This is a genomic window from Actinomadura sp. ATCC 39365, from assembly GCF_054392275.1.
The window spans coordinates 6,181,481-6,206,403 of the sequence record NZ_CP184335.1 but is presented as its reverse complement, the minus strand read 5'-3'; the positions used below and the strand labels follow the sequence as shown (position 1 = coordinate 6,206,403).

Here is a 24,923-nt window from a genome sequence, read left to right as displayed (position 1 = left end):
CGCTCGACGGCGTGATCGGCATTAACAGCCCGGCCGGAGGACCTACGGTGATCACAGTCGAACTCCCCTCGCACCTTTGAACGGAGCAGCGCATGCGCATCGTGATCGCCGTGATGCTCCGGGAGGGTTTGTGCATGCTGCTCACCTCCCGCGACCACGAGGTGGCGGCCGCCGTGGGCGATGGCGACGCGCTGCTGGCCGCCGTGGCGGAACACGGTCCCGACATCGCCGTGGTCGACGTACGCATGCCGCCCTCCCACACCGACGAGGGCCTGCGGGCCGCGATCCGGATCCGCCGTGATCATCCGAGTGTGGGGGTGCTGGTGTTCTCCCAGTACATCGAGAAGACCGTCCTCGACCCCGAGGTCGTCACCCAGATCATGGGCGCCAGCCGCCGTACGGAAACCCTCGGCACGCTCACCCCGAGGGAGCGCGAGGTGCTGGCCATGATGGCGGAGGGGCGTTCCAACAACGCGATCGCCGCCGCGCTGTTCCTGTCGTACGGCTCGGTGGAGAAACACGTGACGCAGATCTTCACCAAGCTCGGCCTGTCCCCCTCGGACAACGACCACCGCCGGGTACTCGCCGTCCTGCACTACCTGCAGGCCTGACCATCCGAGGTCGCGGCCGGCAAGGACGCGGTTCGGGCGGGGTGACAGCCTGATCGTTCGCTGAGCAGCGGGGTCACGGGTTGAGCAAAAAGGGCAGGCCCGCGTCGTGGAGGCAAGCCCCCCTTCACCAGGTGATCGGCTTCCAGCGGTTACCGCCGCCAGTCATATCAGCTGACTTCATAAAAATGACAACTAGGCATTGCTGATATCTTAACTCGCTCGTACTGTGATCCCAGTCGCTCGTCGAACGAAGGAGATCCAGTGCCCCCCAGTCACGACCCTCGACCGGCCGGCTGGCGAGTCGGCGCCGACATCGGCGGCACCTTCACCGACGTCATCGCACTGGGGCCGGACGGCCAGGTCGTCCCCATGAAGGTTCTGTCCACCCCGCCCGACTACGGCGCCGGCGTGGTCGCGGCGACCACCGGCGTGCTCTCCCTGGCCGGGGCCCGGCCCGAGGCCGTGGTCGCGATGCTGCACGGCACGACCGTCGCCACCAACGCGATCCTGTCGATGAACGGCGTCCGCACCGCGGTGGTCACCACCCGCGGCTTCCGCGACGTGCTGGAGATCGGGCGTCTGCGCCGACCGGTGCTCTACGACCTGTCATGGTCCAAGCCCGAACCCCTCGCCCGGCGGCGCGACCGGCACGAACTCGACCAGCGGATCACGGCCGACGGCCGGCTCGGCCCACCGGCGAGCGAGGACGAGATCCGCGCGCTGGCCGGGCGCCTGCGCGCCGACGGCATCGAAGCGGTGGCCGTGTGCCTGATCAACTCCTACGTCCGCCCCGACGAGGAACGGCGGGTCGCCGCACTGCTGCGAGCCGAACTGCCCGGCGTGTACGTCACGGCGTCGGTCGACGTCTCCCCGCAGCCTCACGAGTTCGAGCGCATGAGCACCGCCACGGTCAACGCCTACGTCGGCCCCACCGTGCACGGATACCTCACCCGGCTGGAAGCCGGGCTGCGCGCGGAGAAGGTGCGCGCGCCCCTGCTGGTCATGCAGTCCAGCGGCGGGCTGCTCGACGCGGCCTCCGTCGCGCGGCGGCCGGTGCAGATCATCGAGTCCGGTCCGGCGGCCGGTGTGACCGCCGTGCAGAAGCTCGCCCAGCTGATCGGCCTGTCCACGGTGGTCGCGTTCGACATGGGCGGGACCACGGCGAAGGCGTCCCTGATCGAGCACGGTGAACCGTTCGTCTCGGCTGACTACGAGGTCGGCGGCGGCATGAACGGGGCCCGCGGGCTCAGCTCCGGCGCCGGGTATCCGGTGCGGGCGCCGTCGATCGACATCGCCGAGGTCGGTTCCGGCGGCGGCAGCATCATCTCCGTCGACGCGGCGGGCGCCCTGCACGTGGGACCCGTCAGCGCCGGCTCGCGTCCCGGTCCTGCCTGCTACGGCCAGGGCGGCGAGCTGCCGACCCTGACCGACGCCAACGTGACGCTCGGCTACCTCAGCCCCGACGCGCTGGCCGGCGGCCGGGTGGCGATTCACCCGGAGCTGGCCGTGAAGGCGCTGTCACCGGTGGCCGAGCAGCTCGGAAACGACGTGGCGGGTGCCGCACGCGGCGCGTACCAGGTGGCGGTGTCGAGCATGACCACCGCGGTCAAGGCGGTGACCAGCGAACGAGGGCGTGACCCGCGGGAGGCGACCATGGTCTCCTTCGGCGGCGCGGGCCCTCTCTATGCCGCCGCGCTGGCCCGCGAGCTGGGGATCTCGACCGTGATCGTGCCCGTGCATCCGGGACTGTTCAGCAGCCTGGGCCTGCTCGTGGCCGACACCGAACGCCAGGAGCTCACCCCGTACCGGGCCGGCCTCGCCGACGTGGGCGCGCTCGCCGCGGAGTTCGCGCGGCTGTCCGCCCACGTACGCGACCAGCTGGGAGCCGGCGCCGTCGTGGACCGGCTCCTGGACATGCGCTACCGCGGCCAGCGATTCGAACTGCGGATCCGGGTGCCCGACGGCGACCTCACCGAGGACCTGCTCGCCGAGACGCGGTCCCGCTTCCACGCCGAGCACAGGCGCACCTACGGCCGGGCCGGTACGGACGAGCTGGTGGAGCTGGTCAACCTCCGGGTACGCGGCCGGCTCCCCACCCCGGTGTCCATCGCGGACGTGCTGAGCCTGCCCCTCGCCCCCGGCGGCGAGCCCGCCGTCCGCGAATGCCGGTTCGCCGAGACCGTGCCCACGCCCGTCGTCGGACGGTCGGATCTCGGCCCGGAACCGGTCGAGGGACCGATGGTCATCGAGGACATGGACGCCACCACCCTCGTCCCGCCCGGCGCCCGGGTGCACCGCGACCGGCTCAACAACATCGTCATCACCTGGAGCGCCTCATGATCCGCGACGCCGTGACCTTCGAGGTCTTCCGCAACGCCGTCACCGGGATCGCCGACGAGATGGCGATCACGATCCTGCGCACGGCCCACTCGCAGCTGGTGGCGTCCAGCATGGACTTCTCCGCCGCCCTGTGCGACGCGCACGGACGGGTGATCGCCCAGGCCAACACCCTGCCGGTGCACCTGGGGTCCATTCCGGACGCCATGGAGGCGATCCTCGACGAGTTCGGCGACCGGATCCGTCCAGGAGACGTCTACCTGCTCAACGACCCGTCCCTGGGCGGCATGCACCTGCCCGACATCTTCGCGGTCGCCCCGGTGTTCGCCGGGGAGGACCTCCTGGGCTTCGCGGTCACGGTCGTCAACCACACCGACGTCGGCGGGTGGGCCGCCGGTTCGATGGCCGTGCAGTCGACCAGCATCTTCGCCGAAGGAGTGCAGATCCCGCCGTCGTGCCTCGTCGAGGCCGGCACGGTGAACGAGACGTTCCTGCGGCTGATCCTGCGCAACGTCCGCGAGCCCGAGCTGCTGCGCGGCGACCTCGAGTCCCAGCTGGCGGCCTGCCACACCGGAGCCGAGGGGCTGCGCGCCCTCGCGGCGCGGCACGGCGTCCACGGACTCGCCGCCCTCATCGACGAGCTGCTCGACTACTCCGAGACCCTGCTGCGCGCCGCGCTCGCCGAGGCCGTCCCGGGCGCCTACGAGTTCCTCGACCACATCGACGACGACGGTCTGGGATCCGGTCCGATCCCGATCCGCGTCAAGGTCACGCTGAACGGGTCGGGGATCGAGCTCGACTTCACCGGCTCCTCGCCGCAGGTCGACTCCGCGCTCAACGCGACGGCCTCCTTCACCCGCTCGGCCGCCTACGCCGCCCTGCAGGGCGTCCTCGCCTCCGACATCCCGGCCAACAGCGGCTTCTACCGGCCGTTCAGTTTCGTCATCCCGGAGGCCTCCATCCTCAACGGCCGGCGGCCGGCCGCGCGCGGCGCCCGCGGGCTCGTCGGCTTCCGGATCATCGACGCCGTGCTCGGGGCGCTCGCCCCGGTGTTCCCCGCCCGGGTGCCGGCCGCCGGGGAAGGCGGGCCCGACGGGATCGCGATCGGCCTCGTCGGGCCGGACGGGGAGTCCATGGTGTTGTGGGACCCTCTGGCGGGAGCGTGGGGCGCGCGTCCCGACCGCGACGGCGTGGACGGCATCAGCTCTCTGGGCGCGAACCTGACCAACACGCCGGTCGAGGAGCTGGAACGCTCCGGTCACCTCCGCATCGACGGTTACGGCTACCTCCCCGACAGCGGCGGAGCGGGCCGCTGGCGTGGTGGCCTGGCGACCTTCCGGGACATGACGCTTCTGGCGGCCGAGGCCACGGTGCAGATCAGGTCCGACCGGCGCAGGTTCCTGCCGTACGGACTGGCCGGCGGCGCACCGGGAACCCCCTCGCTCAACATGCTCGACCCCGGCGGTCCCGGTGAACGGGTGCTGGAGTCCAAACCGCACTTCGCGATGACCGCGGGAACCCGCCACCGGCACGTGACCGCCGGCGGCGGCGGGCACGGCGCCCCCTTCGAACGCCTCCCCGAACTCGTCCTCGAAGACGTCCTCGACGGCAAGGTCACCCACGAGGGAGCCGAACGGGACTACGGCGTCGTGATCACCGCGGACGGCGTGATCGACCAAGACGCCACCGCCAGGCTGCGAGGCCAGGCGCGCTGAAGCCGCTTCCCACCCCCCAGACCGATTGGAACCCCCCATGAGTTCACCCGTCGCGACACCCCCGAGCACCGTCTCACCGCGCACCTGGCGCAAGGTGGGCGTCCGGATCATGCCGCTGGTCGGCCTCGCCTACGTGGCGAGTTACATCGACCGCGCCAACGTCGGTTACATCGCCGCGCCCATGTCCCGGGACCTGGGCCTCGGCAGCGGCCAGATCGGCCTGGCCGCCGGACTGTTCTTCGTCGGCTACGTCCTGTTCGAAGTGCCGAGCAACATGATGCTGAGCCGGTTCGGCGCGCGGAAGTGGATCGCCCGCATCATGATCACGTGGGGGCTGGTCACGGCGGCGACCGCGGCCGTGAACTCCCCGGCCACGCTGTTCGCCGCGCGGCTCCTGCTCGGGTTCGCCGAAGCCGGTCTGGCCGCCGGGATCCTGCTCTACCTGACGTTCTGGTTCCCGCGCCGCCAGCGGTCCTGGGCGCTGTCCACCTTCATCGTGATGATCCCGCTGTCCTCGATCATCGGCTCGCCGCTGGCCGCCGCGCTGCTGGAGTGGGGCCAGAGCCTGTTCGGCATCGCGGGCTGGCGGGCGCTGTTCCTCGTCGAGGGCATCCTGACGGTCGTCGTCAGCGTCCTGATCTTCGTCTTCCTGCCGAACCGCCCGGCCGACGCGCGCTGGCTCGACGACGAGGAGAAGGCCGCCATCGAGAACGTGCTCGCCGCCGAAGCCGCCGAACAGCGCGCCCGCGGGGCACTCACCGGGCTGCGCCAGGCGCTGACCAGCGGCCGGGTGTGGGCGATGGCCGTGACGTGGTTCGCCATCGCGTTCGGGCTCTATCCGCTGCAGTTCTTCCTGCCCACGATGATCAGGTCCATCACGCAGAGCGTCGGTGACTCCGCCGACGTCAGCAGCGTGCTGCTGTCCGCGATTCCCTACGTGGTGGCCGCGGTCGCCCTCCTGACCTGGGCTCGCCTCGCCGCACGCTGGACGGCGGTCACGGCCACGGCCGTACCGATGGCCCTCGGCGCTGTGGGGCTGCTCCTGGCGACCTTCACCAGCAGCGGCACCCTGTTCGTGCTGGCCGTCTGCCTGAGCGTCGCCGGGATCATCACCGCGATGCCGCAGTTCTGGCGGATCCCGGCCATCGGCCTGACCGAGGCGGCCGCCGCCTCCGGCATCGCTCTGATCAACTCCGTCAGCAACGTCAGCGGATTCGTCGGCCCCTACTTCACCGGGACGATCGCGTCCGCTACCGGCAGCTTCACGTACGCGCTGCTGGCCATCGCGATCATCATGGTCGCCGGGCTGGCCGTCCTGCTCACCGCGGGACGCCGGATGGAGCAGCTGGACGGGAGCCTGTCATGACCGCGGCCGACCGGCGGGGAGGCAGGGCGTGAACGCCGCGCTGCTGGACCGGCTCCGGTCCGAGCTCGACGAACGCCGGGCGACCACCGGGCTGCGCCGCGACCTCGTGGTCTCGGGCCCCCAGGGGCCGACGCTCGGCGTGGACGGCGAGTGGCTGGTGAACTTCGCCTCCAACGACTACCTCGGGCTCGCCGGCGACCCGGAGGTCCTCGACGCGGCCCGGCGGGCGCTGCGCGAGACGGGGCTCGGGGTGGCGGCGGGCCGGGTGCTCTGCGGCACCCGGGCCGTCCACGGCGAGCTGGAGGCAGGCATCGCCGAGCTGGTCGGCGCCGAGGACGCCGTGCTCTACAACTCCTGCTTCGACGCGAACCTCGGCCTCTTCGACGCACTGCTCGGCCCGCAGGACGTCGTCCTCAGCGACGCGCTCAACCACGCCAGCCTGATCGACGGCATCCGCCTCACCCGCGCCCGGCGGCGCGTCTTCGCCCATGCCGACCTCGACGAGCTCGAACGCCGGCTCACGGAGTGCGCCGGCGCGCGCCACCGCCTCATCGTCACCGACGGCGTCTTCAGCATGGACGGCGACGTCGCCGCGCTGCCCCGGCTCTGCGAGCTGGCCGAACGCCACGACGCGGTGCTCGTGGTCGACGACTCGCACGCCACGGGGGTGCTGGGCCCGACCGGCGGAGGCACCGCCGAGCACTTCGGACTGAAGGGACGCGTCGACGTGCTGACGGGGACGCTCGGCAAGGCACTGGGCGGCGCAGCCGGCGGCTTCGTCGCGGGCGACCGCGCGGTGGTCGAGACGCTGCGCCAGGTCTCGCGGCCCTACATCTTCACCAACGCCATGGCCCCCGCGCTGGCCGAGGCGGCGCTGGCGGCGATCCGCATCGCACGACGGCGTCCCGATCTGCGGGAACGCCTGGCCGCCAACACCGCCTGGTTCCGCCGGGCGTTGCACGACCTCGGCTACGAGGTGCCGCCCGGGGAGCATCCGATCATCCCCGTGATGCTGCGCGGCGGCACGCAGGCCCTCGACGTGGCGGCGGCGCTGCGCCGCGAGGGCGTCCTCGCCTTCGCGCTCTCCCACCCGGTCGTCCCGGCCGGCGAGGAGCGGATCAGGGTGCAGGTCTCGGCCGCGCACACCGCCGGCCAGCTCGAACGGGCGGCGGCCGCCTTCGGCCGCGCGCGTGCCGTCCTGGCCGGCTCATGAGCACCGCCGAGGGGCTGCGGGCGCCGACCAGCGCCGACGGCCGCGAGCTGGAGGGCCGGGTCGCGATCGTGACCGGCGGGGCCCGTGGCATGGGCCTGGCCGCGGTACACGCGCTGGCCCGCCGCGGTGCGACCGTCGCGGTGTTCGACCTGGCCGCGCCCGGCCCCGGAGAGCTGGCGTCGACGCCGGCCGTGCCGGCGGACCGCGTCCGGTCGTTCACGGTGGACGTCACGGACGGCGACCAGGTCCAGCGGGCGTTCGCCGCGCTGCTGACGGAACGGTCGCGGCTCGACATCCTGGTCAACGCCGCGGGCGTCGCACCGCCGACCCCGTTCGAGGACATCACCCTGGCCGAGTGGAACCAGGTGCTGGCGGTCAACGTGCTCGGGACGGTCCTGTGCTGCCAGCAGGCGCTTCCCGCGATGCGCGCCCGGAGCTGGGGCCGCATCGTCAACTTCTCCTCCACCGCCGGCAAGACCATCAGCACCGCCGGCGGCGCCCATTACACGACGGCGAAGCACGGCGTCCTCGGGCTCACCCGGCACCTGGCGAAGGACTGCGGACCCGACGGGATCACGGTGAACGCCGTCTGCCCGGGACTCATCGACACCCCGATGGCCCGCGCGCTGCTGCCCGGAGACGCACTCGAACGCGCCACCCGGTCGTTCCCGGTGCCCCGCGTCGGGCAGCCCTGGGAGGTCGCCGAGCTCGTCGCCTTCCTCGCCTCGGACCGCGCGGCGTACATCACCGGGGCGGCCATCGACATCAACGGCGGCGACCTGATCGTCTGACGCGGCGCCGCCGACCACCCGCAACCAGCACCCCACGAGAAGGTGAGTTTTTCTGTGAGCACAGGGACAGTCAGGATGATCCGGCACCGGATCGACGGCCGCGAGACCGCCGGCCGGTCGAGCCGCACCGCCCCGGTTTGGGACCCCGCGACCGGCGCGCATCAGGCCGACGTGCTGCTGGCCGAGCCCGCCGACGTCGACGCCGCGGTGCGGGCGGCGCGGGCCGCCCTGCCGGGCTGGGCCGACACCTCGGTCATGCGGCGGTCGCGCTTGATGTTCGCCTTCCGCGAGCTGGTCGGCAAGCACCTCGACGACCTCGCGCGGCTGGTCTCCGCCGAGCACGGCAAGGTCCTCGACGACGCCAGAGGCGAGCTCGTCCGCGGCCTGGAGGTGATCGACTTCGCCTGCGGGATCCCGCACCTGCTCAAGGGCGAGTACTCCGACCAGGTCTCGACCGACGTCGACCTCTTCTCGTTCCGGCAGCCGCTCGGCGTCTGCGCCGGGATCACGCCGTTCAACTTTCCCGCCATGGTCCCGCTGTGGATGCATCCGATCGCGATCGCGACCGGCAACACGTTCGTGCTCAAGCCTTCCGAACGCGACCCGTCGACGGCCAACCTCATCGCCGATCTCTACGCCGAAGCCGGTCTGCCCGACGGCGTCTTCAACGTCGTCCACGGCGACAAGGTCGCGGTCGACGCGATCCTCGACCACCCGGACATCGCCGCCGTGTCGTTCGTCGGCTCGACGCCGGTCGCGCGGTACGTGCACGAGCGCGCGAGCGCGGAAGGCAAGCGCGTCCAGGCGCTCGGCGGCGCCAAGAACCACGCCGTCGTGCTGCCGGACGCCGACCTCGACCACGCCGCCGATCATCTGGTCGCGGCCGGGTACGGCTCGGCGGGCCAGCGCTGCATGGCGATCTCGGTCGCCGTCGCGGTCGGCGACGTGGCCGAGCCGCTGGTCAAGCTGATGCGCGAGAAGGCGCAGGCGATCAAGGTCGGACCGGGGCTGGAGGCCGGGTCCGAGATGGGGCCGGTCGTGTCGGCGCAGGCGCTCGAACGGATCAGGGGCTCCATAGACTCCGGCGTCGCCGCGGGCGCCGACCTCGTCCTCGACGGGCGCACGCTCGACATCGAGGGCGACGGCTTCTTCGTCGGGCCGACGCTGTTCGACCACGTCACGCCCGAGATGGACGTCTACCGCGACGAGATCTTCGGCCCCGTGCTCGTCGTCGTGCGGGTCGGCTCGCTGGAGGAAGCGATCGACCTGATCAACGGCAACAACCTGGCCAACGGCACGGCGATCTTCACCAGGGGCGGCCACGCGGCGCGCCTCTTCCAGCGCTCCGTGCAGGTCGGGATGATCGGCGTCAACGTGCCGGTCCCGGTGCCCATGGCGTTCCACTCGTTCGGCGGCTGGAAGCAGTCGCTGTTCGGCGCCCACCACATGCACGGTCCGGAGGGCGTCGCGTTCTACACGCGCGCGAAGGCCGTCACCAGCCGGTGGCCGCAGGAACGGGAGGACGGCCCGCGCCACCCCGGCGACCTCTCCTTCCCGACGGCGGTCTGACCGGACGGCCCGGCCTCCGACCGGCCTCGCGCCGTACCCCGGAGGCCCGGCCCCCGCCCGGCACCGGCTAGGCCGGCGGGCGCGACGCGGGCAGCTCGATGTGCGCCCTGCTCACCGACGTGCTCTTCGCCAGGACCTGCAGCAGGTCGCGGCGCACGCGCTCGCACCGCGCGCGCATCGCGTCCCGGGCGGCGTCCGCGTCGCGCGCGCGCAGCCCCTCGTAGACGGCTCCCAGCTCTCCGGGCGGGCTCGCGATGCCGGGATCGATCAACGCGGCCATGCGCAGAACCCGTTCCAGCTCGTCGAGCACGTCGACGATCGACTTGCCGAGGCGGGGGTTGCCGCTGAAGTTGGCGATGATGCCCTCGAACTCGATGCCGGCCCGGAGCGACTCCTCCTGTTCCACTTCGCCCGCCGCGAGCGCGATGGGCACCTTGGACAGCGCTTCGAGCCGTTCGAGCGCCGGCGCCGTGACACCGAGGCGCGCGGCGGCGGCGGCCGCCTCGCCGGACAGCAGCGTCCGCAGGGCGCACAGAGCGTCGGTGTCGTGCAGCGTGATCGGGCTGACGACGTAGCCCGCGCGCGGAAGCGCGGTCACGAGCCCGTCGCGCCGCAACCGGGCCAGCGCCTCGCGCACCGGCGTCTTGCTGATATGCCATTGTTCCGCGAGCGACGTCTCGGTGAAACTGCTGCCGGGAGGGAGCGTCAGGTCGATGATCTGGCGCCTGATCGCCCGATATGCCTGGCTCGTGCGGTCGAGGCCGGTCTCGTCCGTGCCGACCAGCAGCAGCGCGGGGATGTGCGGCGTTCCGCTGATCACGCCATGGATGTCGGACATCGCGCCAGGATACCAATTCCCAGCGTTGGTACAGCAGCTCCAGCCGTTCTGCTCCATTAGAGATATTTATTCTTGTTGTTGATATCTCAGTGTGCCATGCTTCGTCCATGCACCGACGCGCCTCGAACTCCTGGGCCCTTCCCGCCGCGAGCGACTTCCCGGCGCTGGGGGCGATGAGCACACGTGCCCGCGCGGAGCGCAGCGCACGCGACGGTGTGCGGATGCTCCCGCTCGCGGGCGCCCCGATCCTGCCCATGCCCGAGCACGTACGGCGGGCCGTGGCGGGCGCGATGGACCGGCCGGACCCGCGCGACACCCGCGGCCTGCCGGAACTGCGCGCCGCGATAGCCGCCGAACTGGAGCGTGAGCACGGCCTGCGCGTCGATCCCGAGCGCCGCCTGCTGATCACCCACGGAGCGATGCAGGGGCTCTCCCTCGTGCTGCGCACGGTGCTCGCGCCGGGCGACGAGGTGATCGTGCCGACGCCCACCTACTTCTTCGACGGCGCCGTCCGCGAGTCCGGCGCGACGCCCGTCGGCGTCCCGTCCCGCGAGAGCGACGGCTGGGCGCTCGACCTGGCCGGCCTGGAGGCCGCCGTCACGAGCCGCAGCCGGGCCGTGCTGCTGTGCAATCCGACCAACCCGACGGGCTATCTCCCCGACGCCGCCACCCTCGCGGCCGTGGTCGATCTCGCCGCCCGCCACGGGCTCCTCGTCATCTCCGACGACTCATGGCAGCACTTCACGTACGACGGCCACAGCTACCACCCGGTGGAGGCGTTCGCCGATCGCTGGCCGCACCTGGTCACCGTCACCAGCCTCAGCAAGTACTACGCGCTGGCGAGCTGGCGGCTCGGCTACGTCCTGGCGCCGCCGCCGATCGTCGACGCGCTCCACCGCCGCTTCGAGTGGGAGGCGGTGTGCTGCGGAGTGGTTCCGCAGCAGGCCGCCGTCGCCGCCCTCACCGGCCCGCGCGACTGGCTCGACCTGGCGCTCTCCACCTACCAGGCCAAACGCGACCTCGTCTGCGACGGCATCGCCGCGAGCGGCTTCCCGCCGCCCGTGCGGCCCACGGGCGGCGCCTTCCTGCTCGCCGACTGCTCACGCCTCGGTGAGACCCCGGCCGCCATCGACCGGGCACTCCTGCGGAACGGCATCGCGACCGTACGCGGCGCCGACATGCACGCTCCTGACACCCACGTCCGCATCACGTTCGGCTCGGACGAGCGAACGCTCGCCGAGCTGATCCACGGCCTCGAACGGGCCCACCAGGAGTCCTGAGGTGCGTGGGGAAGCACGATGAGGCATAAAGCGGGAGCATCGGGCGTCGGAACACAGTCGAGCGCTCCTGCCCGCTCGGCCGAGCGCCAGGTGCCTCTAAGTCGCGGGGATGGCCATCCCGGTCAGCAGCGCGGCCGCCGGCGCCGTGACCGCCACGCGCCGGAAGACCTTGCCGCGGCCGGCCGGGCGCTGGTGCACGCCGAAGGCGCGCGGCTGCGGACCCGTCAGCCGACCGGCCACCGTGTGGTGGTCGGTTCACCGCGTCGGGACTGTGGACGGTGAGCCGCGTCTATTGGTGGGGGATGTCCATGCCGGCGGAGCGCAGCTTCGCCTCGACCAGCGTGGTCAGCCGGGCCATGGCCGACGCCTGGTCCTTGGCGGCCCAGCAGTCCTTGTTCAAGGCGACGAACCGAGTGTCGTCGAGGACGTGCTCGGCCTTGGTGAGATAGTCGTCGAAGCCGTCGGGGACCAGGGCCCTGGCCAGCACCATGCCCTCGCGGTAGGCCGCCACCTCATCCGGGGTGAAGCCGAGGTCGGCGGCCCGGTCCAGCAGCGCGCAGGCCCGGTCGGGCAACAGGGCCCGGTCACTGTTGGCGAGCCGGTCCAGCGAGTCGCCGCGCGCGATCAGCTCCTCGATCCGCTCGGTCAGCCGCCGTTCGACCTCGGCCAGGCGGCCGGCGAACCGCTCCGGATCGGCATCGAGCAGGGCAGCGATGCCGGTGGTAGTGGCGGACGGTCTTGATCGTGACGCCGGCGAAGGCCGCCGCCTGGCCGATCGTGACGCCGCTGGTCATGGTCGTCAGCGACTTTCGCGGGTGAGGGCGGCGAGCTCGCGGGTGGCCTCGGCGATGGCACGGAAATCCTTGCGCACGATCGTGCCGTGGTTGCCGGCGACCTTCGCGCCTATCGTGAGGTTCGGGTTGCGGGCGAGCACAGGGTTGAGAGTAGTGCGCATCTGCTCCTGCTCGTCGTTCTTGCTTCCCAGGGCCTCCCCCGAGCCGACCACGTACCGGACCGGGACCGTCAGGCTGTCGAGGACCGGTTCGAGGGCGGCGTGCAGGATGTGGGCCTCGATGTTGATCTCGGCATGCTGTGCGGCACTCATCCGCGCGGCGTTGCCGATGAGGCGCGCCATCGGCAACGCCCATCGGGCCCTGTGGAACAGCCTCCGGATGCGTTCGTGGCCGGCCTCGTCGGTCCACCCGGACGGAAAGGGGTCGTCACCCCCGACCACGCCGGCGACGCGGCCCGGATGCCGGGCGGCCCAGTGGACCCCGAGCAAGGCGCCGTAGGACCAGCCCACCAGGAGCGGCCGTTCCACCCGCCTGGCTTTCAGGACGGCGTCGAGATCCCGGACGCAGGCCTCGAAGGAGTAGTCCGCCGACTTCTTCGATCTGCCGCGAGCCCGCTCGTCGTAGGTGATGTGCCGCCACCCCGGCCCCAGGGCGTTGATGACGGGCCGCCAGTGCCGCTGGCTCGCGTAGGAACCGTTCAGGTAGACCACGGGGATGCCTGACCCGCCGGTGTCGGTCACGGCCAGTGCGGTGTCCTCCACCGGCAACAGGCCTTCCAGCCCAGGTGGGCAGCGTTCGAGTTCGTCATGCCACCAGCGTCACCCTTGACCCTAGGGTCAAGGTCAAGTCGCGTCTCGCGCGGCCTCCGAGACTGGAGGACTCCATCGCGGTTCCCGATCCCGTCCCCGAAGGCGAGCAAGGGGGGTGGTGACGGCGGCGCGGCGATGCGCGGCTTCTTACAGGAGCTGCAGGAAGATCAGGGGCCGTTGCAGCTGGAAACGCCGCCGACCAGCCCATCTGCCGCTCCACCTGCCAGGGCGTCCTCATCGCCCAGCAGCCCGACGACTACACAGCCGCCCGTGGACGCCTCGTGGTCACCAACGGCTACTGCCAGGGCCGCTGCCCAACCCCCGCACGGCGACGGCTGGACGCTGCATCAGCTGCGCCACTCGGCGCTGCCGCAAGGCATATACGCCACACGGTGTGTCCCTGGCGTACTCCGGCCAGGACCCGTGGTGCAGCCGTCATGGTGACGGCCGCGCGGGTTTCGACTCCGCGGGAACATTTGTCCAAGACTGGCGGTCGGCCGCCCGTGCACAGTCGCCCTATGAGTGAATACGACATTGAGCACCCGCATGGCATGCACGTGGTCCATGACGGCCCGCGGCAGGCGCCGCCGTTGCTGCTCATCCACGGGTCGGGGGCCTCGGGCGGTTTCTGGGGTCCGGTGGTCCCGGCGCTGGCCGGCCGCCATCACGTCATCCGGGTCGACCTGCCGGGTTGCGGCCAGTCCCCGCCCGCGCCGTCGTATGACGTGCCCGCGCAGGCGGGTCAGGTGGCGGCGCTGCTGGACGACCATGGGCTTCGTCATGTCGCCGTGGCCGGGCACTCCAGCGGCGGCTACGTCGCCACCGCGCTCGCCGAGCAACGTCCCGACCTCGTCGGTTCGCTTTCGTTGATCAGTAGCGGCCCGAGTCCGGATGCGCTCCTCCGGCAGCCGTTCATTCTCCGGGTGCTGCTGGCCCCGCCGTTGGGCCCGCTCATTTGGCCGAGGCGTTCGGACGCGATGATCCGCAAGGGGATCAGCTCGATGGCCGTCCGCCCGGTGGACCTCCCGGACGACGTGGTCGCCGACGTACGGGGCATCACCTACCGCGTGATGCGGACGGTGCTGCGCCAGAACACCGCCTACATCGCCGAACGGAGCGTGCCCGAGCGTCTGGCCGCCCTCGGGGTGCCCGTACAGGTGATCTTCGGCGCTGCCGACCCCCGCTGGGAGCCGTCGTCGGCGCACCGGTACGACGCGGTGCCGGACGCCCGGGTCGAGCTGCTGCCCGGCATCGGGCACCTGCCCATGCTGGAAGCGCCCGAGACGATCGGCGAACTGCTGCTGAGCTTCACGGCAACGGGGCCGCCGACCACCCGTAACGCCTGATGCCCAGACTGGCCATGTGTTGCCGACCGGGACGTCACCCGACCGGGCCTGAGGGAGACGTCGCGATCCCGCGCCCATTTGCCGGAAAGTCTCGCGGCCCCGCGGCGCGCCCGGCAGCTGCCGATGTGGACGGTCGGCGGTGACGAACGTCATCGCCGGGGCCGTGACCTCCCGGGACACGCCGGACGCGGAGAAGGAGCCGCCGGTCAGCGGGCGGCGGCCGTGGCCGACAAGGCCAGGGTGGCGGCGCCTCGGGCGTGGCCGCTGTCGTCCCAGGGGCGGACCATGATCTCCACTCCCGACAGCACGCCGCTCTCCACCGCCGGCCGGAACCCGGGCTCCAGATACGGCCACAGCACGTGGCTCTCGCCGATCACCGCCAGCGCCCGTACGGCCAGGACGTTCACCACGCCCGCGGCCGCCCTCCCGAGCGCCGCCCCCGCCTCGGCCATCAGGTCGCGCACGCCCGGCACGTCCGCGGCGGCCAGCCGGGGCAGCTCGGCCACCGGCACCGGCGCCGGCGTCAGCCCGCGCTCGTACGCGCGGGCGGCCAGGGCGTAGTCGGCCGCGTAGGACTCCAGGCAGCCGCGCCGCCCGCACACGCAGGGCGGCCCCTGCGGGTCGATCGGCACGTGCCCGAACTCGCCCGCGACGCCGTCGGGCCCGCGATGGATGCGCCGCCCGAGCACGATGCCCATGCCGATGCCGCCGCCGACGGCCAGCACCAGGAAGTCGTCGTGGTCGCACCCGGCGCCGAACAGCAGCTCGGCGCTGGTGCTGGCGCGGGTGTCGTTGTCGATGAGGACGGGGACCGGCAGGCGTTCGGCCAGCAGGGGCCGCAGCGGCAGGTCCGACCAGCCCAGGTGCGGCGAGATGCGCACGATCCCCCTGGCCTGGTCGATCACGCCGGGGACGGCCAGGCCGATGCCGCGCACCCGGCCGCCGGCGGCGGGGTCGGCCAGCTCGCGGGCGCACACGGCGGCGAGCTGCCCGACGGGGTCGGCGCGGGGGTCGAAGGGCACCGTGAAGCGGCGGGCCTCGCTGCCGTTGAGCCGCATGAGCACGCCGACCACGTGCGTGTGGTGCACCCGCAGGCCGAGCGTGTACGCGGCGTCCGGCACCAGCTCAAGGGGCACTTTCGGGCGACCGCGCCCGGCCGCCTGCGGCGCCAGCTCGCGTACGTAGCCGAGCTCGATCAGGCGCCGGGTGTGCTCGGTCACGGTCGCCGCGCCGAGCCCCAGCCTGAGGGCGAGCTGCGTGCGGTTGAGCGGCCCGGACCCGAGCGTCGTCAGGATCTCCGTCCTGGCCAGGTCCTCGCGCATCCGCGGTCCTCCCTCTTGACGTCTGTTCCGGAGCAAGCCTAGGGTTCCGCATCATAATAAATTCGACCCCGAAAAATATACCTTGACGGAGGTCCCCCCATGAAGGCACTCCTGGCCGCGGGGCTCGTACTCCTCGCCGGCGTCACCGCGTGCGGCGGCGGCGGCGGCGCGGGCACGGCGGGCGGCGCCAAACAGGACGACGGTACGGTCACCCTCGACTGGGAGATGTGGGCGGGCAGCGAGGAGGAGAAAGCCCAGCTCGACCACCTGGCCAAGCTGGTCACCCAGCAGGACCCGAAGATCAGGATCAACCTGCGGACCGCGCCCTTCAACGCCTACTTCACCAAGCTGCAGACCGAGTTCGCCGCGGGCGAGCAGCCGTGCCTGGTCTCCATGCAGAGCCTGCGCCTGGGCGCCTACGCCGATCTCCTCGAACCCCTCACCGCTCCCGAAGGCTTCGCCCCGGCGGCGCTGGACGCGCTGAAGATGAACGGCCGGCAACTGGCCCTCCCCTACGACCTGGGCCCGATGCTCCTCTACTACAACAAGGACGCCTTCGCCAAGGCCGGCCTGGCCGAGCCCAAGCCCGGCTGGACCACCGCCGACTTCGAGCAGGCCGCCAAGAAGCTGACCGCCGGCGGCAAGTACGGGTTCGGCATGTCCTTCTCCGACCTGCACCTGCTGTCGATGCTGCTGTCCTACAACGGCGCCAAGCCGGTCACCGACGACGTGAAGCTGCAGCTCGACAGCGAGCCCATGGTCGCGGCCACCACCTGGTACGCGGGCCTGGCCGGGAACAAGGCGGCCAGCGTGCCGGCCGGGTCGGCGGAGCTGGGCTGGGGCGAGACGCAGTTCGTCAACGGCAACGCCATGATGGCGGTCGACGGCTCCTGGAACATCGGATCCACGATCAAGGACGCCAAGTTCCGGGTAGGCATCGCGCAGCTTCCCGCCGGGTCAGGGGGCGCGAAGACGTACGTGGCCAACTCCGGGTTCGGGGTGGCCAAGGGCTGCCCGTACAAGGAGCAGGCGGTCAAGGCGGTCTCCGTGCTCAGCGGCAAGCAGGCGCAGGCGTACCTGGCGGGCGAGGGGCGCGGTTTCCCCGCGATGACCTCCGAGCAGCCGGCGTACGAGAACTTCCTGGTCGGCAAGAACCAGGACAAGGCCGACGACGTGCGGGCGGCGGTGTCGGCGGTCAAGGAGGCGGTGTCCGGCGGCGTGCCGCTGTTCACCACCAAGAACTGGGACGACGTCACCAAGCTCATGGCCCAGCACCTGCTCCAGGTCTACACCGGCGCGAGCGGCGCCAAGGAGGCGCTCGCCACCATCCAGCAGCAGGGGGCGCGCGGGCAGTGAGGTCACGAGAGCAGTGGAGCGCGCTGGGGTTCGCCACGCCCAGCGTGCTCGGGCTCGGGTTGTTCACCCTGTTCCCGGTCGGCATGGCCGTGGTGATGAGCTTCTTCGACTGGCCGATGCTGGGCGGGAGCAGCTTCATCGGCCTGGAGAACTTCCGCTACCTGTTCGGCGAGGACCCCGCCTTCCTGTCCGCGCTGCGCAACACGTTCGTCTTCACCGGCCTGTACGTGCCGCTCAACATCGTCCTGGCGCTGGCGCTGGCGTTCTGGATCAGCAGGTCGCGGTGGCAGAACCTGTGGCGGGTGCTGTTCTTCATCCCGGCGATCACGCCGATGGTGGCCAACGCGGTCATCTGGAAGCTGCTGTTCCAGATGGTCGGCACCGAGCCGAACCTGCTGGCCGACGGGCGCACCGCGCTGGTGTCGGTGGTGGCCATGAGCGTCTGGCAGGGGTTCGGGTACAACCTGATCGTCTTCTCCGCGGCGATCAACGAGATGTCGCCGTCGGTCCTGGAGGCGGCCTCGCTCGACGGGGCCACGGGGCTGCGCAAGCTGGTCAGCGTGCAGCTCCCGCTGATCTCGCCGGCGCTGTTCTTCGCCACGACGATGACGGTGATCAACTCGTTGCAGGTGTTCACGCAGCCGTACATCCTCACGGCCGGCGGGCCGGGCAACGCCACGGAGACGCTCGTCATGACCGTCTACCAGGCCGGGTTCCAGTCGCGCGAGCTTGGGCTGGCGGCGGCGGGCGCGTGGGTGCTGTTCGCGATCATCCTGCTCGTGACCGCCGCGCAGTTCCTCGGGCAGAGGCGGTGGGTGCACTATGAGAGTTAGATCCGTCGTCTCCCACGTGCTGCTGGCGGCGGTGACGCTGGCCTTCCTCTATCCGCTGATCTTCGCGGTGGCCACCGCGCTGAAGCCGGCAGGCGAGACGTTCAGCGATCCCGGGTCGCTGGTCGGCTCGCGGATCCGGTGGCAGAACTTCGGCGACGTGTTCACGTACGTGCCGTTCCAGCGCTACATCCTCAACGGTGTGCTGGTGGCGGGCGTGGGCACGCTGGTCGTGCTGGCCGCCTCCGCCCTGTCCGCCTACGCCTTCGCCTCGCTGCGCTGGCGCGGCCGGGACGGCGTCTTCCTACTGTTCCTGGCCACGTTGATGGTGCCGCAGGAGGTGCTGGTCGTGCCCATGTTCATCCTCATGCAGAAGTTCGGCTGGGTGGACAGCTACCAGTCGCTGATCTTCCCGTGGGCCTTCACCGCGTTCGGGACGTTCCTGCTGCGGCAGTTCTTCCGCTCGGTGCCGCGCGAGATGCAGGAGGCGGCGCGCATCGACAGCGCGAGCGAGGCACGGATCTTCCTGTCCATCATGCTCCCGCTGGCCAGGCCCGCGCTCGGGGTGCTGGCCGTGTTCACCTTCATCAACTACTGGAACAGCTTCCTGTGGCCGCTCATCATGGTCAACGACGTGACCGAGCGCGGCACCGTGCCGCTCGGCCTGCAGTTGTTCTTCGGCCAGAACGGCAACCAGTGGCATCTGGTGATGGCCGCCTCCATCGTGTCCATCCTGCCGACGCTGTTGCTCCTCCTCGCCCTTCAGAAGCATCTGGTCAAGGGCATCGCCACCGCCGGTCTCGCCGGCCGCTGAAAGGACCATAGTGCTGTTTTTCGACCGCCGTGTAGGCCCCGACCTGGGCGCCGACTACCCGGCGAGGGACGTGCCCGACTGGTACAGGGACGCCAAGTTCGGCGTCTTCGTCCACTGGGGGCTGTACTCGGTGCCCGCGTGGGCGACCGCCCGGCTGCCCGGCGAGCACGTGCCCGTGGAGCTGGAATTCAGCTACCACCAGTACGCCGAATGGCACGCCAACACCGTCCGCATCCCCGGCTCGCCCGCCCGCGCCTTCCACGAGCGGGAGTACGGGGTCGGCACCCCGTACGAGGACCTGGCCGACTCCTGGCGGGCGGAGGCGTTCGACCCGGCGGCCTGGATGCGGCTGATCGCAGGGTCCGGCGCGCGCTACGTCGTGCCCACGGCCAAGCACCACGACGGGTTCTGCCTGTGGGACACCGCCACCACGGCCTTCAGCAGCGCGCGCCGCGGCCCCCGCCGCGACCTGATCGCCGAGCTGGACCGCGCCGCCCGGGCGGCGGGCCTGCGGTTCGGCCTGTACTACTCCGGGGCGCTGGACTGGCACGTGTCCGACTTCCCGCCGATCCAGTCGATGACGGACCTGTTCACGCTGCGCCGCAACGACGAGGCGTTCGCGCGCTACTGCTTCGAGCAGGCCATGGAGCTGATCGACCGGCACTCCCCCGACGTGCTGTGGAACGACATCGACTGGCCCGACTCGGGCAAGGCGGCCGGGCCGCACAGCCTGCAGGCGCTGTTCGAGCACTACTACGAGCGGGTGCCCGAGGGGATCGTGAACGACCGCTGGGGCGTGCCGCACCTGGGCTCGCGCACCCGCGAGTACGTCTCCGAGCAGCAGACCTCCCCGTGGGTGTGGGAGGCCACGCGCGGGCTCGGCCAGTCGTTCGGCTTCAACCGGGCCGAGGACGAGCGCCACCTCGTCCGGCCGGACGAGCTCGTCCACCTGCTGGTCGACACCGTCGCCAAGAACGGCAACCTGCTGCTCAACATCGGGCCGCGGGCCGACGGCTCGCTGCCGGAGTCCCAGGTCGAACGGCTGCGCCACCTGGGCGCCTGGCTGGCGGCCCATGGCGAGGCGATCTACGGCACCCGGCCGTGGGTCCGGCACGCCGAGCCCGTCGGCGACCCGGTCCGCTACACCGCCGGCCCCGACGGCGCCCTCCACGTGATCGCCCTGGACCCGGCCGCGGGACGGCTGACGCTCGCCGGCGACCTGGTCGAACGGGCGCGGGCCGGGGCCACCTGGGGTGACGGCCCGGCCGCGGTGGACCGTTCCGGCGGGGTCGTCGTCCCGGAGGCGTTGCGCGGGCTGCCGGCCGCCGTCCTCAGGCTGGCGCCCGGCGCCTGAACGGGGGACGCGAACTCGCGGGCCGGGGCCCGAATAACTGCCGGCCTCCGCTCAGTTCTTCCGCTCACCCAGGACGCAGAACTCGTTGCCCTCCGGGTCGAGGAGGGTCACCCAGTGCTGCTCGTCCTGCACGGTGTCGACGCGCCGGGCACCGAGGGAGAGCAGCCGGGCGACCTCGGCCTCCTGGTCGTCGGGGCGGAAGTCGGGGTGGAGCCGGTTCTTCGACGTCTTGCCCTCGGGGACAGGCACGAAGAGCAGCCCCGGCATCCGGTCCGGCTCAGGCCGGATCTCGATGATCTCCTCAGTCTCGTCGACCACAACCCAGCCGAGAGCTTCGGCCCACCAGCGCCCGAGAGCGACGGGGTCGGCGGAGTCGACGATGATCTGTTCCCATTCCAGTGCCATGGGCTTGAGCATAGACAGGACCGGCGGCCCGGCCCCGAAGGGGTCGATATCCCGGCTCGACCCGCACCGGACGGCCACGGGGCACGATCCGAGCAGCAAACCATGGAAGGATCATCCGGCGAACGAGGGGGCCGGATAGGTGCTGGCGCACCAGTGTGACAGGAGAAGCCATGGTAAGTCCGCAACACCCCGGCGCCGCGCGGCCCGCTCATCCGGATGCCTACTTCGCCGGCGGCATCCGGTTCGGCATTCCGAGCGGCCAGCAGTTCGTCACCGAGATCCACGACAAGGGGGATCTGGTGCTGCCGACCGGCGACCTCATCGCCGGCGATCCCACAGGGCTGGAATTTCCGGAAGACTTCGCGGCTTTCACGCAGCCGGTTGCCGCCGGGCGGTATCCGTTGCGGCTGTCGGTCGTGCGGTTCACCGATGATCCCGAGCACGTACGGGTCTGCGCAGCCGTACTGGTCGTGCAGGAGGCGGCCGTCACTCGCTGGGAGCCGGCGCTGATTCCTGGACAGGATCCCGCCGACCTCGGCGAGGGCGAGTTCTTCGGTTTCGGGGTCGACGGCGGGATGGGGTGCCTCTTCGACGCGTCGCTACTGGACCACTTCGCCGCCGTCCTGGACGACAGCGACTACAACAAGACCGGCTGGGTCGAACTGCTGTGCGGCGACGGCCCCGACCCCCTCGTCTCCGGAACACGGACCGTGACGCTGTCCGGCCCCACCGGCGAGCCGTCCCTGACCGCGTTCGAGTCCGGTTTCGGCGATGGCGCCTACCCGGTGTGGTTCGGCCGCGACGGCAACGGCGGGATCACCGCGGTGGTTGTCGACTTCCTCGTCCTCAACGAGGCCGAACGCCTCGATCCCATCGGGCCTTGACCGGTTGTCTTGGAACTCAACGGATCACAGACAGTCGTTCAGGAGTGAGCTGTTCTCCCGCTTCCTGCCAGGTCGTGACGGAGGTTTCCCGGGAGGCGCGGCCGCTCCACTCCGGGAGAAGAGCGAATCCTCAGGCCCATGCTCAAGGAGCTTGAACGCCTTCCCGACGGGGTTCCACACCCTGCCGTCACCGGATGGGACGCCGAACCCGAACACGGTCTCGCCGACCTGCCCCGCGGACAGTCCCTCCTCGTGGAAGCGCCGACGATCTCGTCGACTACGCCGACGCTGCCGGGAGAGTAGTCCAGGTCCACGCAGTCGACGTCGCGGGCGGCCCGGACGATGTCGGCGGCGAAGCGAGAGGCGTCATCGAACGATTCACCAGGTCCCGCGGTCGTCGGGCACGGGCGTGAACGCGGGCGAGGCGGCGAGCGTTTGATCAAGCCGGACAACTGGGTCATCACTGCTCGCGCGGGTCACCTCCGCCCTCAGATCGATGAGCACACCGCCGTCCAGGGAAGTGATCGTCCCCTCGTCCAGGGCCGGGGCCTCGGCCCAGCGGCGGGCCGACAGGTAGGTCGCGTATCCGGCTCGCAGGTCGGACGGCCGCAGCGACCGATGTTCCTTGAGGCGGGCCCACAGTTGTGCGTTGCCCGCGTCCCCCCAGTCGATGTCCCAGTGCTCGGCGACGATGGCGAGGAGGCTGGCGGCGACCTCCCAGCCGTGCGCCGCCACTGCTTCGCCCTGCATCGTCACCGTGATGCTGTTGCGGACCTCTGAGCCTTCGGCGTGCGAGCCCACGGTTCCGCGGAACACGACGCTTCCCTCGTGCGGCGCGGTGCTCCAAGCGGAAAGGGTGAACCCCAGCTCCGCCTTCGTGGCACCGAGTTCCACCTCCAGGTACTCGTTGAGGCGCGCCATTTCGGCGAGCAGGCCTTCTGCGTCGGGCCTGAGCGCAGGAGGAGCCTTCTCATCCTCGTCCAGCGGCGAGTGCCATGTGGTGAACAGCTCGGGAGCGGCGCGCTGAAGCCTCGCCAAGCAGGCGGCCCAGCGTTCGGCGCAGTCCTGCGCCGACTGCCGGCGAGGACCCCAGAATCCCCGCACCAGAATCTTGCGCACGATTATCTGATCTTCCAGTTCATCGGCTGATGGACGACCTCGATGTTGATGCCTTCTTCTTCGAAGAACTCCCTGACGGCATTGGCCACCCGTTCGTTGGAGAACCTCCATTCGATGGACTTGCCGGTCCCCTTGGCGGCCTCGATCTGTCGATTGGCCTGAGCCTTGAGCTTGTCCGCCCGCTTCTTGATGAGGTTTCCATGCTCGTCAAGAGCCTTACTGTAGCCAAGCTTGGAATCCAGGAGGACTCCCCGAGGGCCGTCGTACCCGTCGAACTTGACGCCGTTGACCTTGTACTCGCGGCTGATCCGAACGCCCGTGACCTGCTCCTGGTAACGCATCCAGTGCTTGCGCTCGGCGTAGTTGATCTTGATCCATCTGCCCGGGCCGCCGCCGGTCGTGCCCACCCGCGGCGTCTTCAGAACGCGGGCGTCGGTCACGATGTCGTTCGTGTCAGAGCCGGCAGGGGGGATTGCCTGCTGTTCCGCCTCCAGCGCCTTGATGGTGGCCGGGATCTCGGCTTTGACGAGGGCCCGGGCGAATCCGGTGGACTGCGCGCGGACGCTGTGGTTGCGGTTGGTGGCGGCGTAGTAGGAGACGCTGCAGGTGACGTCCGCTTCGCCGTTCGGAGGGATGGAGACCTGCCGCCGACATGAGCCGACCGGCCTCCCGTCCAGCTGGAAGTCGATGATGATGTCGGCGGTGATCGCGCCGACCTTGAGATAGGGGCTGTCGAGCTTTACCCAGTTGCTGATCGTGATGGTGGCGGTGCAGCCGCTGTTGTTACAGGGGGACAGCCTTCCGGAGCTCGCCGCCGAGAAGGCCACGCTGGAGTCGATGGCGCCCTTGAGTGCCTTGGCTTCCTGCTTGAGCTGGTCGATGAACGTCCGTGCCTGCGCACCCGTCATCGCGGAGACGGTGATGTTCAACCGGAAATCGTCACGCCATCGCGCCGGCCGCACGACGAGGGCGCCGCCGGAGAGACCGGTGCCGGTGATACGAGGGGTGGGAGGCGCCGGACCGCCGCCGGATGCCCCGGAATCGATGCGGACGATCTGGTACGGAGCAGTCGTCGTCACATAGATGGCGCCGATCGGCGCAGTCACCTTGCGTGCCTGGACGCCGTTGACCTTGGTGACCGGGCCGCTCGACAAGTCGATCTGTCCGGACAGGCCCAGCAGCCGGGCAAGACTGGGCGGGGCGAGCAGCTTCGACAGCGCGAAACCGGCGGGTCCGGTGCTCATCTTGACCCAGCGCTTGGCGTACTCCTTGCTCAGGCGCGCGGTGGCGCCGTTCTTGCGCCAGTAGCCCGGTCCGGCCTTCACATAGGTGCTGCCGCCGGCGGTGAAGATCCTGATCTTCTGACCGCTCACGGTCACCGTGCCCGCCGTCGACCCCCTTGAGGTGATCTTGACGTCGAGGCCCAGCTGCTGGCCGTGGTCGGCCAGCGTTCCCTTGTAGTGGGCCGCCGGCAGCCCGGCCAGATGGCTGATCGCGCTGTTGACCTCCGTGGTCGCAGCGGGGCCTGCCGTGTTCGCCGGGCGGGTCAAGCCGGGCGGGCGACCGAGGCCGCTGATCAGAACGGTGAGCGCGACGGCCACCGCGGCCACCGCGGCCACCGCCGCCACCGCTCCTCCGGCGACGAGGAACCACGTCCGGCGACGATTCGGCGTCCGTCGGCCGACCGGCGGGCCACCCGGGACCGGCGGTCCCGGGAAAGGAACGCCGGGAAAGGAAGGGCCGGGAGGTGGCAAGCCGGACACGGGAGGACCGGTAGGCGGTGCCGGCCCGGACGTGGGAGGACCCGTAGGCGGTGGCAGTTCTTCGCCCGGGCGATTCTCAGGCATGTCGCTCATCCCCCGCGACGTCGCTTCGTCAGCCCGTGGAGGTGCAACGTGATCGTCCGCGTGATCGCCCCCCGTCAAGCCCCGAGATGCCGGACGGGTCCGCTACTCCTTCGAAGAGCGGGGCATCGGCGGGTGGAGAAGCTCGGCCGCGCCGGTACGGGGAGCCGGGACTCTACTGGCAAGCATTGGCGCTGAGCCGCGGCAGCACGTGCGCCACTCCTTCAGCAGCGACCGCTCCCGAGCCCAAGCTGACCATCGGAGCCGGCGTCCCAGCGCGCGGACGGCGTCGTCGCCTGACCTCGACTCTTCGGGAAGGCACTCGA

Annotated in this window: 22 protein-coding genes; 14 read left to right on the top strand and 8 right to left on the bottom strand. The window is 70.9% G+C overall.

Translation table 11 applies throughout. The features are described from left to right. Positions 1-92: 92 nt before the first annotated feature. From ACNF49_RS30285 to ACNF49_RS30255, 7 genes are all read left to right on the top strand, one after another. Complete coding sequence (locus ACNF49_RS30285) at positions 93-611, top strand: response regulator transcription factor (RefSeq protein WP_482939636.1); 519 nt, start codon at positions 93-95, stop codon at positions 609-611. Between the two features lie 261 nt (positions 612-872). After that, a complete protein-coding gene (locus ACNF49_RS30280; protein ID WP_482939635.1) occupies positions 873-2,951 on the top strand; it encodes a hydantoinase/oxoprolinase family protein in 2,079 nt (692 codons plus the stop codon). Then, positions 2,948-4,663, top strand: a complete 1,716-nt coding sequence (locus ACNF49_RS30275; RefSeq protein WP_482939634.1) for a hydantoinase B/oxoprolinase family protein — start codon at positions 2,948-2,950, stop codon at positions 4,661-4,663. Before ACNF49_RS30280 ends, ACNF49_RS30275 begins: the two co-directional genes overlap by 4 nt. Positions 4,664-4,700: 37 nt before the next feature. Continuing rightward, positions 4,701-6,029: an MFS transporter gene (locus tag ACNF49_RS30270; RefSeq protein WP_482939633.1), complete on the top strand. Its 1,329-nt coding sequence runs from the start codon at positions 4,701-4,703 to the stop codon at positions 6,027-6,029. A gap of 28 nt (positions 6,030-6,057) precedes the next feature. Further along, positions 6,058-7,242, top strand: a complete 1,185-nt coding sequence (locus ACNF49_RS30265) for a glycine C-acetyltransferase (protein WP_482939632.1) — start codon at positions 6,058-6,060, stop codon at positions 7,240-7,242. Next, positions 7,239-8,033, top strand: a complete 795-nt coding sequence (locus ACNF49_RS30260; RefSeq protein WP_357980150.1) for an SDR family NAD(P)-dependent oxidoreductase — start codon at positions 7,239-7,241, stop codon at positions 8,031-8,033. Before ACNF49_RS30265 ends, ACNF49_RS30260 begins: the two co-directional genes overlap by 4 nt. Before the next feature lie 75 nt (positions 8,034-8,108). Continuing rightward, a complete protein-coding gene (locus tag ACNF49_RS30255) occupies positions 8,109-9,602 on the top strand; it encodes a CoA-acylating methylmalonate-semialdehyde dehydrogenase (RefSeq protein WP_482945606.1) in 1,494 nt (497 codons plus the stop codon). Between the two features lie 67 nt (positions 9,603-9,669). Here the strand turns inward: ACNF49_RS30255 and ACNF49_RS30250 are convergent, their stop codons facing one another. Continuing rightward, complete coding sequence (locus ACNF49_RS30250) at positions 9,670-10,440, bottom strand: GntR family transcriptional regulator (RefSeq protein WP_357980153.1); 771 nt, start codon at positions 10,438-10,440, stop codon at positions 9,670-9,672. Positions 10,441-10,547: 107 nt separating this feature from the next. Here ACNF49_RS30250 and ACNF49_RS30245 point away from each other — a divergent pair, with 107 nt between their 5' ends. Next, positions 10,548-11,720 carry a pyridoxal phosphate-dependent aminotransferase gene (locus ACNF49_RS30245; protein ID WP_482939631.1) on the top strand — a complete coding sequence of 391 codons (1,173 nt, stop codon included), beginning with the start codon at positions 10,548-10,550 and terminating at the stop codon, positions 11,718-11,720. Positions 11,721-11,816: 96 nt separating this feature from the next. Here ACNF49_RS30245 and ACNF49_RS30240 read toward each other — a convergent pair whose 3' ends face one another. From ACNF49_RS30240 to ACNF49_RS30230, 3 genes are all read right to left on the bottom strand, one after another. Further along, entirely contained in the window at positions 11,817-11,960 is a 144-nt protein-coding gene (locus ACNF49_RS30240) for a hypothetical protein (protein ID WP_357980159.1), read from the bottom strand. A gap of 49 nt (positions 11,961-12,009) precedes the next feature. Next, positions 12,010-12,294 carry a hypothetical protein gene (locus ACNF49_RS30235; protein ID WP_482939630.1) on the bottom strand — a complete coding sequence of 95 codons (285 nt, stop codon included), beginning with the start codon at positions 12,292-12,294 and terminating at the stop codon, positions 12,010-12,012. 225 nt (positions 12,295-12,519) lie between these two features. Beyond that, positions 12,520-13,275: an alpha/beta fold hydrolase gene (locus ACNF49_RS30230; protein WP_482939629.1), complete on the bottom strand. Its 756-nt coding sequence runs from the start codon at positions 13,273-13,275 to the stop codon at positions 12,520-12,522. 566 nt (positions 13,276-13,841) lie between these two features. Between ACNF49_RS30230 and ACNF49_RS30225 the strand changes: the two genes are divergently transcribed. After that, entirely contained in the window at positions 13,842-14,669 is an 828-nt protein-coding gene (locus ACNF49_RS30225; protein ID WP_482939628.1) for an alpha/beta fold hydrolase, read from the top strand. A 206-nt stretch (positions 14,670-14,875) separates the two neighbouring features. On the opposite strand, the gene ACNF49_RS30220 is transcribed toward ACNF49_RS30225, so the two are convergent. Continuing rightward, complete coding sequence (locus ACNF49_RS30220) at positions 14,876-15,991, bottom strand: ROK family protein (protein ID WP_482939627.1); 1,116 nt, start codon at positions 15,989-15,991, stop codon at positions 14,876-14,878. A 99-nt stretch (positions 15,992-16,090) separates the two neighbouring features. On the opposite strand from ACNF49_RS30220, the gene ACNF49_RS30215 reads away from it, so the two are divergent. Genes ACNF49_RS30215 through ACNF49_RS30200 form a run of 4 tightly spaced genes read left to right on the top strand, consistent with a single transcriptional unit; the run spans position 16,091 to position 20,345 of the window. Further along, on the top strand, positions 16,091-17,347 hold the full coding sequence (locus ACNF49_RS30215) for an ABC transporter substrate-binding protein (protein ID WP_482939626.1): 1,257 nt from the start codon (positions 16,091-16,093) through the stop codon (positions 17,345-17,347). Beyond that, positions 17,344-18,180, top strand: a complete 837-nt coding sequence (locus tag ACNF49_RS30210) for a carbohydrate ABC transporter permease (RefSeq protein ID WP_357980176.1) — start codon at positions 17,344-17,346, stop codon at positions 18,178-18,180. The genes ACNF49_RS30215 and ACNF49_RS30210 overlap by 4 nt, the downstream gene beginning before the upstream one ends. Further along, positions 18,170-18,991, top strand: a complete 822-nt coding sequence (locus ACNF49_RS30205) for a carbohydrate ABC transporter permease (RefSeq protein ID WP_357980179.1) — start codon at positions 18,170-18,172, stop codon at positions 18,989-18,991. The genes ACNF49_RS30210 and ACNF49_RS30205 overlap by 11 nt, the downstream gene beginning before the upstream one ends. A gap of 10 nt (positions 18,992-19,001) precedes the next feature. Continuing rightward, the gene (locus ACNF49_RS30200) at positions 19,002-20,345 is read left to right on the top strand and encodes an alpha-L-fucosidase (RefSeq protein WP_357980182.1); all 1,344 of its coding nucleotides are present in this window, start codon (positions 19,002-19,004) and stop codon (positions 20,343-20,345) included. 51 nt (positions 20,346-20,396) lie between these two features. Here the strand turns inward: ACNF49_RS30200 and ACNF49_RS30195 are convergent, their stop codons facing one another. Then, complete coding sequence (locus ACNF49_RS30195) at positions 20,397-20,750, bottom strand: VOC family protein (protein ID WP_482939625.1); 354 nt, start codon at positions 20,748-20,750, stop codon at positions 20,397-20,399. A 155-nt stretch (positions 20,751-20,905) separates the two neighbouring features. On the opposite strand from ACNF49_RS30195, the gene ACNF49_RS30190 reads away from it, so the two are divergent. Continuing rightward, positions 20,906-21,634 (top strand): DUF4241 domain-containing protein, encoded by a 729-nt coding sequence (locus ACNF49_RS30190; RefSeq protein WP_482939624.1) that lies wholly within the window; start codon positions 20,906-20,908, stop codon positions 21,632-21,634. 378 nt (positions 21,635-22,012) lie between these two features. Here ACNF49_RS30190 and ACNF49_RS30185 read toward each other — a convergent pair whose 3' ends face one another. Both ACNF49_RS30185 and ACNF49_RS30180 read right to left on the bottom strand, forming a co-directional pair. Next, complete coding sequence (locus tag ACNF49_RS30185; RefSeq protein ID WP_482939622.1) at positions 22,013-22,753, bottom strand: Imm52 family immunity protein; 741 nt, start codon at positions 22,751-22,753, stop codon at positions 22,013-22,015. A gap of 2 nt (positions 22,754-22,755) precedes the next feature. After that, positions 22,756-24,381, bottom strand: a complete 1,626-nt coding sequence (locus ACNF49_RS30180; RefSeq protein WP_482939621.1) for a Tox-REase-5 domain-containing protein — start codon at positions 24,379-24,381, stop codon at positions 22,756-22,758. Between the last annotated feature and the right edge of the window lie 542 nt (positions 24,382-24,923).